General features: G+C 69.9%; 9 protein-coding genes, 1 tRNA gene and 1 pseudogene. 8 read left to right on the forward strand and 3 right to left on the reverse strand.

Annotated elements, in window-relative coordinates; genetic code table 11:
• The 3 genes from A5709_RS16040 to A5709_RS16050 all read left to right on the forward strand — a co-directional run.
• Positions 1-974: YncE family protein (locus A5709_RS16040; RefSeq protein WP_068120752.1), on the forward strand; the 974-nt coding region annotated here is incomplete at its 5' end.
• Complete coding sequence (locus tag A5709_RS16045; RefSeq protein WP_068120754.1) at positions 971-1,225, forward strand: DUF5703 family protein; 255 nt, start codon at positions 971-973, stop codon at positions 1,223-1,225. The genes A5709_RS16040 and A5709_RS16045, both read left to right, overlap by 4 nt.
• Positions 1,226-1,251: 26 nt before the next feature.
• Positions 1,252-2,334 carry a quinone-dependent dihydroorotate dehydrogenase gene (locus tag A5709_RS16050; protein WP_197500955.1) on the forward strand — a complete coding sequence of 361 codons (1,083 nt, stop codon included), beginning with the start codon at positions 1,252-1,254 and terminating at the stop codon, positions 2,332-2,334.
• Positions 2,335-2,374: 40 nt separating this feature from the next.
• On the opposite strand, the gene A5709_RS16055 is transcribed toward A5709_RS16050, so the two are convergent.
• Both A5709_RS16055 and A5709_RS16060 read right to left on the reverse strand, forming a co-directional pair.
• Positions 2,375-2,905: a YbhB/YbcL family Raf kinase inhibitor-like protein gene (locus A5709_RS16055; RefSeq protein ID WP_067946697.1), complete on the reverse strand. Its 531-nt coding sequence runs from the start codon at positions 2,903-2,905 to the stop codon at positions 2,375-2,377.
• A 30-nt stretch (positions 2,906-2,935) separates the two neighbouring features.
• Entirely contained in the window at positions 2,936-4,300 is a 1,365-nt protein-coding gene (locus A5709_RS16060; RefSeq protein ID WP_068009536.1) for a M20/M25/M40 family metallo-hydrolase, read from the reverse strand.
• Positions 4,301-4,395: 95 nt separating this feature from the next.
• Between A5709_RS16060 and A5709_RS16065 the strand changes: the two genes are divergently transcribed.
• The 5 genes and pseudogenes from A5709_RS16065 to A5709_RS16085 all read left to right on the forward strand — a co-directional run.
• Positions 4,396-4,481, forward strand: a tRNA-Leu gene (locus tag A5709_RS16065).
• Between the two features lie 204 nt (positions 4,482-4,685).
• Entirely contained in the window at positions 4,686-6,347 is a 1,662-nt protein-coding gene (locus A5709_RS16070) for a PP2C family protein-serine/threonine phosphatase (RefSeq protein WP_067946701.1), read from the forward strand.
• Positions 6,344-7,447: a B12-binding domain-containing protein gene (locus A5709_RS16075; protein WP_082953294.1), complete on the forward strand. Its 1,104-nt coding sequence runs from the start codon at positions 6,344-6,346 to the stop codon at positions 7,445-7,447. Before A5709_RS16070 ends, A5709_RS16075 begins: the two co-directional genes overlap by 4 nt.
• Entirely contained in the window at positions 7,444-7,806 is a 363-nt protein-coding gene (locus A5709_RS16080) for an STAS domain-containing protein (protein WP_068009539.1), read from the forward strand. Before A5709_RS16075 ends, A5709_RS16080 begins: the two co-directional genes overlap by 4 nt.
• Positions 7,807-7,840: 34 nt before the next feature.
• A pseudogene (locus A5709_RS16085) lies at positions 7,841-8,536 on the forward strand (phosphoribosyltransferase); the annotation flags it as partial.
• A gap of 3 nt (positions 8,537-8,539) precedes the next feature.
• Here A5709_RS16085 and A5709_RS28500 read toward each other — a convergent pair.
• Positions 8,540-8,785, reverse strand: a 246-nt coding sequence (locus tag A5709_RS28500) for a hypothetical protein (RefSeq protein WP_197520168.1), incomplete at its 5' end; no start/stop codon positions are given.

The following is an 8,785-nucleotide window of genomic DNA, read 5'->3' on the forward strand; positions in this document are numbered from 1 at the left end:
ATACATTCAAATCGGCTCCGCCCACCATCGAGCCGGCCGCGCCGGCCGTGTCGCCGCCGGTGTCGCAGAACCCGGCCGGCGTGGTCCGCGCGCTGGTCGCCCACGCCACGGCCGCGGTGTTCGACGGTGGCGCCCAGCAGCTGGCGGTGCTGGCGCCCGCCGCCGCCCCGCCGGGTCCTGCCACCGTCACGGTCTTCGGTGACCCGCAGGCCGCACCGCGCGTCATCGACCTGCCGGGGCCGGCGACCTCGCTGACCGACGACGGCCACGGCACGCTCTTCCTGGCCGCCCGGGGCGGCTATGTCGTGGTCGACCTGACCACCGGCCGTACAAGGCAGGTGAACGTCACCGACGCCGGGCAGGCCGACTTCACCGCGGTCGCCCAGCGCGCCGATGGCAAACTGGTGTTGGGCAGCGCCGACGGGGCTGTCTATACCCTTGCCTCCCCGACACCGGGCAGCGTCGACACCGCGACCGTCGGCAGCCGGACCAAGATCTTCGCCCGCGTCGACGCGCTTGCCGCGCAAGGGAATACGACGGCGGTCCTGGACCGGGGGCAAACCTCGGTGACGACGATCGGCGCCGACGGCCAAGCCCGCCAGGCGCTGCGGGCGGGCGAGGGCGCAACCACCATGGCCGCGGACCCGTGGGGCCGGGTTCTGGTCGCCGACACCCGGGGCGGCCAGCTGCTGGTGTACGGCGTCGACCCGCTGATCTTGCGGCAGGCCTATCCGGTGCCCCAGGCGCCGTACGGCCTGGCCGGATCCCGCGAGTTGAGCTGGGTAACCCAGACCGCTTCCAATATGGTGGTTGGTTACGATCTGTCCACCGGAATTCCCGTCGAAAAGGTGCGTTACCCGACCGTGCAGCAACCGAACTCACTGGCCTTCGACGAAGCGTCAGACACCTTGTACGTGGTGTCGGGGTCCGGTGCGGGGGTTCAGGTCATCGAACACGCGGCGGGTAAGCGTTGACCGCGCCGCGCCGAAGTCAGTTGCCCGCGGGCTGGGACACCGAGCTGTCCGACGAATACGAGTGGGTGCCGCTGCGCCTGCCGCCCGAGGTGACCCGCCTCAGCGCGTCGATCCGGTTGTCCATCGAGGCCGAGTACCGGGGCTGGGAGCTGACCCGGGTGCGCCTTTACAACGACGGCAGCCGACGAGTGTTGTTGCGCCGCAAGAAGTCTCGGCTGAACAACCGGCGGCCTGACCAACCGGAACTGTGACGGTGACCCAACCGCGCGAAGGCGGTTTGTACCGCCTGGTGCGACGGCTGTTCTTCCTGGTTCCGCCCGAGCGCATCCACACGCTGGTCTTCGGGGTGCTGCGCGGCGCCACCGCCGTCGCCCTAGCGCGGCGGCTGTTGCACCGGATGTTCGGCCCCACCGATCCGGTGCTGGCGAGCACGGTGTTCGGGGTGCGCTTCCCGGGGCCGCTCGGGCTGGCGGCCGGCTTCGACAAGGACGGCAAGGGGTTAATGACCTGGGGCGCGCTGGGGTTCGGCTACGCCGAGGTCGGCACGGTCACCGCGAACGCACAGCCCGGCAACCCGCCCCCGCGCATGTTCCGGCTGCCCGCCGACCGCGCCCTGTTGAACCGGATGGGCTTCAACAACCTCGGCGCCGGCGCGCTGGCGATCCAGCTCGCGCGTCACCGGCCCGACATTCCGATCGGGGTCAACATCGGCAAGACGAAGTCCACACCGGCCGCCGACGCTGTCGACGACTACCGGGCCAGCGCCCGCCTGGTCGGGCCGCTGGCGTCCTACCTGGTGGTCAACGTCAGCTCGCCGAACACGCCCGGACTGCGCGACCTGCAGGCCGTCGAGTCGCTGCGGCCCATCCTGTCGGCCGTCCTCGCCGAGACCTCGAAGCCGGTGTTGGTCAAGATCGCGCCCGATCTTTCCGACGCCGACCTCGACGACGTCGCCGACCTGGCCGTCGAGCTGGGCGTGGCCGGGATCGTCGCCACCAACACCACCGTGTCGCGTGCGGGCCTTCGGACGCCGGGGGTCGACGCGCTGGGACCCGGCGGCATTTCCGGGCCGCCGGTGGCACGCCGCGCCGCCGAGGTGTTGCGGCGGCTCTACGGGCGGGTCGGCGACCGGCTGGTGCTGATCAGCGTCGGCGGCATCGAGACGGCCGACGACGCGTGGGAGCGCATCACCGCGGGCGCGTCGCTGCTGCAGGGCTATACCGGCTTCATCTACGGAGGAGGCTTGTGGCCCAAGCACATTCACGACGGCATCGCCCGCCGGCTGCGCGAGGGCGGGTTCGATTCGATCAGCGATGCCGTTGGCTCGGCTGCGCCGAGGTCCGGTGGCCCGGCGGGCTAAGCGACCGCACACCGACAGCCGGCCGGGGTAGGACGAGCGGCTACTTCTGTTCGTAGATGCCGTGAATAACGGCGCGCGCGATCGCGTGCTGGAACAGGTTGAAGCCGAGGTACGCCGGGCTGGCGTCCTCGCCGAGGTCCAGCTTGTCGACGTCCACGGCGTGCACCGCGATGTAGTAGCGGTGCGGCCCGTGCCCGGGCGGCGGCGCGGCACCGATGTAGCGGCGCATCCCGGCGTCGTTGACGAGAGTCAGGGCGTCACCGGGCAGGTCGCTGCCGTCCCCCGCGCCCGCGGGCAGTTCGGTGACGTCGGCCGGCAGGTTGGCCACCGCCCAGTGCCAGAATCCCGAGGCCGTCGGCGCATCGGGGTCGTAGACGGTGACGGCGAAGCTACGGGTCTCCCCCGGGAACCCCGACCAGCTCAACTGCGGGCTGACATCTTCTCCGCCCGCGCCCATGATCCCGCTGACCTGTGGCTTGGCCAGCGACTGGCCGTCGGTGATCGAGTCCGACGTCAGGGTGAACGTCGGCAGCTGCGGCAGCGCGGCGTACGGGTCGGGCGCGGTGCTCATGAGCGATCCTCTCGTTACGTGTCGTGTCTTTCAGCAGTGTGTCAGGAAGTGTGCCAGCACCTCGGTGCCGAACCTCAGCGCGTCAACGGGTACCCGCTCGTCGACACCATGGAACAACGCGGTGAAATCGAGGTCCGGCGGCAACCGCAGCGGGCTGAAACCGAAACAACGAATACCCAAGCGCGCGAACGATTTTGCGTCGGTACCACCGGAGAGCATATAGGGCACCGTGCGGCCGTCCGGGTCGAGGGCCAGCACGGCCGCGTTCATGGCGTCCACCAGATCGCCGTCGAAGCTCGTCTCATACGACGAGAAGTCCTTGATCCATTCCCGCGTGACGTCCGGTCCGAGCAGTTCGTCGACCTCGGCCTCGAACGCCTCCTTGCGGCCCGGCAGGATTCGGCAGTCGACCACCGCTTCCGCGACGGCCGGGACGACGTTCGCCTTGTACCCCGCCTTGAGCATCGTCGGGTTCGCGGTGTCGTGCAGCACGGCCTTGAGCATGCGGGCCATCGGGCCGAGCTTTTCGACCGCCCCCGCCAGGTCGCCCGACTCGACGTCGAACGTCAGCCCGGTCTCCTCACTGACCGCCGCCAGGAACTGGGCGACGGTGTCGGTCACCACGAGGGGAAACTGGTGCCGGCCCAACCGGGCGACCGCCTCCGCGACGGCGGTGACGGCGTTGCGGTCATGCACCATCGATCCGTGTCCGGCCGGCCCGCGGGCGGTCAGCCGCATCCAGGACAAGCCCTTCTCGGCGGTCTCGATCAAATAGAGCCGGCGTTCGCCGCCGTCGCGGCGGGGCACGGTCAACGAGAAGCCGCCCACTTCTCCGATCGCCTCCGTGACGCCTTCGAACAGGTCGGGCCGGTTGTCGACCAGCCATTGCGCCCCGAAGGTGCCGCCGTGTTCCTCGTCGGCGAGGAAGGCGAACACCAGGTCCCGCGGCGGCACGATCCCCGCCTGCTTCAACCGCCGGGCCACCACGATCATCATGCCGACCATGTCCTTCATGTCGACCGCGCCGCGGCCCCATACGAAGCCTTCCTTGACCGCACCCGAAAACGGGTGCACGCTCCACTCGGCCGGCTCGGCCGGCACCACGTCGAGGTGCCCATGGATCAGCAGCGCGCCGCGCGAACTGTCGGCGCCCGCGAGGCGGGCGATCACGTTGCCGCGGCCCGGGGCCCCCGACTCCACATATTGGGGCGCGTAGCCGACCTGGGCCAGCTGCTCGGCGACCCACTGCGCGCACTCGGCCTCGCCCCGCGTGGTCTCCGGTTCGCCGGTGTTGGTGGTGTCGAACCGGATCAGCCTGCTGACGACCTCGACGACGTCGTCACTTGGGCCGGTCGGGAACTCGGTCTGGGCGGTCACAACCACCTTTCCTACCATTGCCGGGGCCGCCGGGCGCGGTGCTCAGCGGCCCGGCTGGGTTGGGAGCGCGTGAGACAATCCGATAGCCTTAGCTGCCAACTCTCGTTGGTCTTGTCCGAGTGGCGGAATGGCAGACGCGCTAGCTTGAGGTGCTAGTGCCCTACTAATGGGCGTGGGGGTTCAAGTCCCCCCTCGGACACGCATGGCGCAGGGCCGCTTCTCGCGTCGGAGCTCGGGAGCGCCGGCCGTGTTGATAGAGTTATTGCTATCGGGGTCGAGAAAAGGCCTCTTCTCTGCACGTTCGACGCATGGCCAGTACGAACGATCTTCTCCCCCAACCCAGTACGCCTAGAGCCGGCGTAACGTCAGCAAGATCAACTTTCCGCGTTGACAGGTCAACCGCATGCATGATGGTGCCCACATAGGCGTCGAGATCGACCTCGACGCTTTGTGGGCGGCCGTGCCGTGCCCCACGCTGGTCATCGACCGCGAGGGAATCGTGCGGGCGCTGAGCGGGTCGGCGCAGTCCCTGCTGCCGGGCGCGACGCAGGGCGGCCAGATCAACGAGTCCGTCGACTGGCTGTCGCGCGCACACCACCGCCTCGTCCAAGTTGAACCCGGCGCGGTCGATCGAAACGCCTCCGTCGTCTCGGGAAGCGTGGGGGGTCGAAAATTCGACGCGCACGCAGCGGTGCTGCCCAGCGGCGAGGTGGCGTGGTCGCTGGTCGAGGACACCGGCCAGTTGTTACGGGAGGCGCAAGAAGCGCTGGCGCGCGAGCAGGAACGCACGGCGATCCTGCTCGAGGCGTCTTCGGTGTTGACCGCGTCGCTCAACGTCGACCGCTGCCGGGAAGCGACGGTGCAGATGGCCGCCCGGCACCTGGCGGACGCGGCGGTGCTGGTGGCTCCCGCGGGCCACGGCCGGCGGCTGCCGGTCTTCTACAGCAGTGCGGCGGGGCCCGTGGAGCAGTGCAGTGTCGGCGCCGACCCGGCGACGGTGGCGGGTTTGAGCGAGGCGCTGCACGGATTCCCGCCGGTATCCTCGGGCTGGATCGATCCCGTGACGGTCCCGGATTGGCTTGTGCCGCAACACTTCTCGGGTCCAGTGGGATCCGTGATGATCCTGACGCTGCCCGGGCACGGGGTTTCGGCGGGGGCTTTGGTGTTGCTTCGGCGCATCGATCGCCCGGGGTACAGCGCGGACGAAGAACTCTTCGCCGGCCTGTTCGCCGCGCGCGCCGGGGCGGCGTTGTCCGCCGCACGCCTCTATGCCGAACAGGCCGCCATCACCCGCACCCTGATGCGTGACCTGTTGCCTCCCCCGCTGCACGGCCTGCACGGCATCGAATTCGCTGGCGGCTACCGGGCTTCGAAGGATTACGAGGTGGTCGGCGGCGACTTCTACGACTTCCATCCCGCGGCGCGGCCCGAGGACGAGACGCTGGTGGTGCTGGGCGACGTGTGCGGCAAGGGGCTGGAAGCCGCGGTGATGACCGGCAAGATCCGCAACACGCTGCAGGCCCTGACGCCGCTGGCGCAGGACCACGAGGGTGTGCTCACGCTGCTCAACCGCGCCATGTTGTCGTCGGATCACACCCGGTTCGCCACGTTGGTCCTGGCCTCGGTCGCCTACCGGGACGGTCAGGTGGTGCTGCGGTTGACCTGCGCCGGGCATCCGCCGCCGTTGATCGTGCGCGACAACGGGCAGGTGGAAGAGGCCGACACCAAGGGCACGCTGGTCGGCGCGCTGGAGCGCATCACCGTGCAGTCGTTCGAGACTTCGCTGGCGCCGGGCGAGACGTGCGTGCTGTACACCGACGGCATCACCGAGGCCCGCGGTGGTCCGCTCGGCGATGACTTCTTCGGCGAGGAGCGCCTGGCGGCCGCACTGACCGGATGCGCGGGCATGCCGGCCGAAGCCGTCGTCGAACGCGTCCTGATGCTGGCCGCGCAGTGGGTGGGGCAACGCGTGCACGACGACATCGCGGTCGTCGCCATCACCGCCCCGCAGCGCACCCACCTCAGCGCCGTCGACGGCCACACCCGCGGCAGGTACGTGGCATGAGGTCCTACGACACCGATGCGACCGCCGCACGCGCGACCGGTGCCGGCGAGGAACTCGTGATCCGCGAGCGGCTCTGGGGGGCCCTCGCCAACCGCGACGAGTACGCGGCGGCAGCCACCGTGTTCGCCGCGATGGATGCGGGCATGACGCCCGAGGACGTGCTGCTGGAGGTGATCGCTCCCATCCAGCACAAGGTGGGCACCGAATGGGCCGCCAACCGCATCAGCGTCGCGCAGGAGCACGCGGCCACGGCCATCAACGACCGCGTCATCGCCGCGCTGGCTCACCACCCCGCCGGCAAAGTACCCGCCCACGGCGGCCGGGTCACTCTCGCGTGCGTGGACGGCGAATGGCACGCTTTGCCCGCCCGGCTGCTGGCAGAGGTGCTGCGACTGCGCGGCTGGCACGTCGACTTCCTCGGGGCGCAGGTCCCGACCCCGCACCTGATCGCCCACCTGCACCAGCACGGACCGGACGTCGTGGCGCTCTCCTGCTCGATCCCCACCCGGCTGCCCAACGCGCACGCCGCGATCATCGCGTGCCAGTCCGCCGGTTTCCCCGTCCTGGCCGGCGGGGCCGCCTTCGGCCGCGACGGCCGTTTCGCCAGGCAGCTGGGGGCCGACGCGTGGGCGCCCGACGCGCGGACCGCCGACGAACGCCTGCGCCGCGAATTCCCCGCCGTTCGGCGCACTTTCAGCCGACAGCCGGTCGATGACCTGCCACATCTGGCCGACCAGGAGTACACCATGGTGAGCCGGAGCGCGGGTCAGCTTGTCAAGTCCACCGTCGCCGATTTGGAGGACCGCTTTCCCGCCATGCGCGCCTACTCCACACCGCAGCGCCAGCACACCGTCGAGGACGTCGCGCACATCGTCGACTTCCTCACCGTCGGCCTGTACACCGACGACGACGCGTTGTTCGCCGACTTCGTCACCTGGACCGCCGACATTCTCGCCGCCCGGGGCGTTCCCGCGGCATCGCTTCACCCCGCGTTGGATTTGCTGGACGCGCAACTCAAGGAGTTCCCACGCAGCCAGCGCCTGCTGCGGGTAGCAAACGATGCCCTCGCCACCGTCGCCGGCCCGGGAGCGTCACGATGAACCTGTTCCTGAGCGTCGCCACGACGGAAAGATCGGCGTGCGTACAGGTCTCCGGCGACCTGGTCTACGAAACCGTCGACGCCATGGTCGACGCCGCCGGTCAACTACTCGGCCGCCACCCCGCCCTGGCAGACCTGCATCTCGACCTCTCCGGACTGGCCTTCTGCGATTCCGCGGGCCTGTCCGCCCTCCTCCTCGTGCATCGCCACAGCTGTCAGGCGGGTGTGCGCCTGCACCTTGACCACCGGCCGCGATTCCTCGATCGCATCCTGGACGTGACCGGTACGTTCGAGCATCTCGTGACAGCGCCGGCCTCGAATGCGAGCCAGAACGCCCCGGGAGAAACCGGGGTTCGCTGACCGGCGCGGCCGCCACGAAAGCCCGTAGGGTGGAATGCGACCGATGACACCCAATGGATTCCTCCGGCGCACTGCGACGCGCACGTTCCGTGACCGTCGCGAGGCCGGTCACGCGCTGGCCGAGCAGCTGATGTCCTACCGCGACAGGGATGACGTGCTGGTCTTCGGGTTGGCCCGCGGCGGCGTCCCGGTGGCGTGGGAGATCGCCGCGGCGCTGCACGCCCCCCTGGATGTGTTCCTGGTCCGCAAGCTCGGGGTGCCGCGCTGGTCGGAGCTCGCGATGGGCGCGGTGGCCAGCGGCGGCGGCCTGGTGATGAACGACGACGTCGTTTCCAGCTTGCGCATCACCGACGAAGAAGTACGCGACGTGATCGAGAGCGAGACAACGGAACTCGCCCGCCGCGAGAACGCGTATCGGGGCGGGCGTCCGGTGTCCGACCCCCGCGGCAAGGTGGTGATCCTGGTGGACGACGGGATCGCCACCGGCGCCAGCATGCTGGCCGCCGTCCGAGCGGTGCGAGCCGGCAGGGCCGGCTCGACGCCCAAAAAGATAATTGTCGCGGTTCCGGTAGGACCGCCGTCGACCTGCCGCGAGCTCGGGCTCGAGGCCGACGAGGTGGTATGCGTGACGATGCCGCCCGGATTCGAAGCCGTCGGCCAGGTGTACGGCGATTTTCACCAGGTCAGCGACGACGAGGTGCGCGAGACGCTCGCCACACCCACCGGCTGAGTGCTACTTGGCGGCCTCGTCGCCATGGCCCTCGGCCGACACCGCGGACTGTTCGGTCGCCTCCGCGTCAGCTCCGCCCGGTTCGTGCGGCGCGTCCTCGGGGTAGTCGACCGGCTCGTCGCCGGCCTCGGCCTGAGCCTCGTCCTCCTGCTGGGCCGCGCCGCCCGCGTCGCGCCGCTGCCGCTCCTGCAACGCGTCGATGATCAACAGCACCACGCCGAGCACGCTCGCGCCGATGCACACCCAGGC

The organism is Mycobacterium sp. E1386 (assembly GCF_001672745.1).
Classification (GTDB): Bacteria; Actinomycetota; Actinomycetes; order Mycobacteriales; family Mycobacteriaceae; genus Mycobacterium.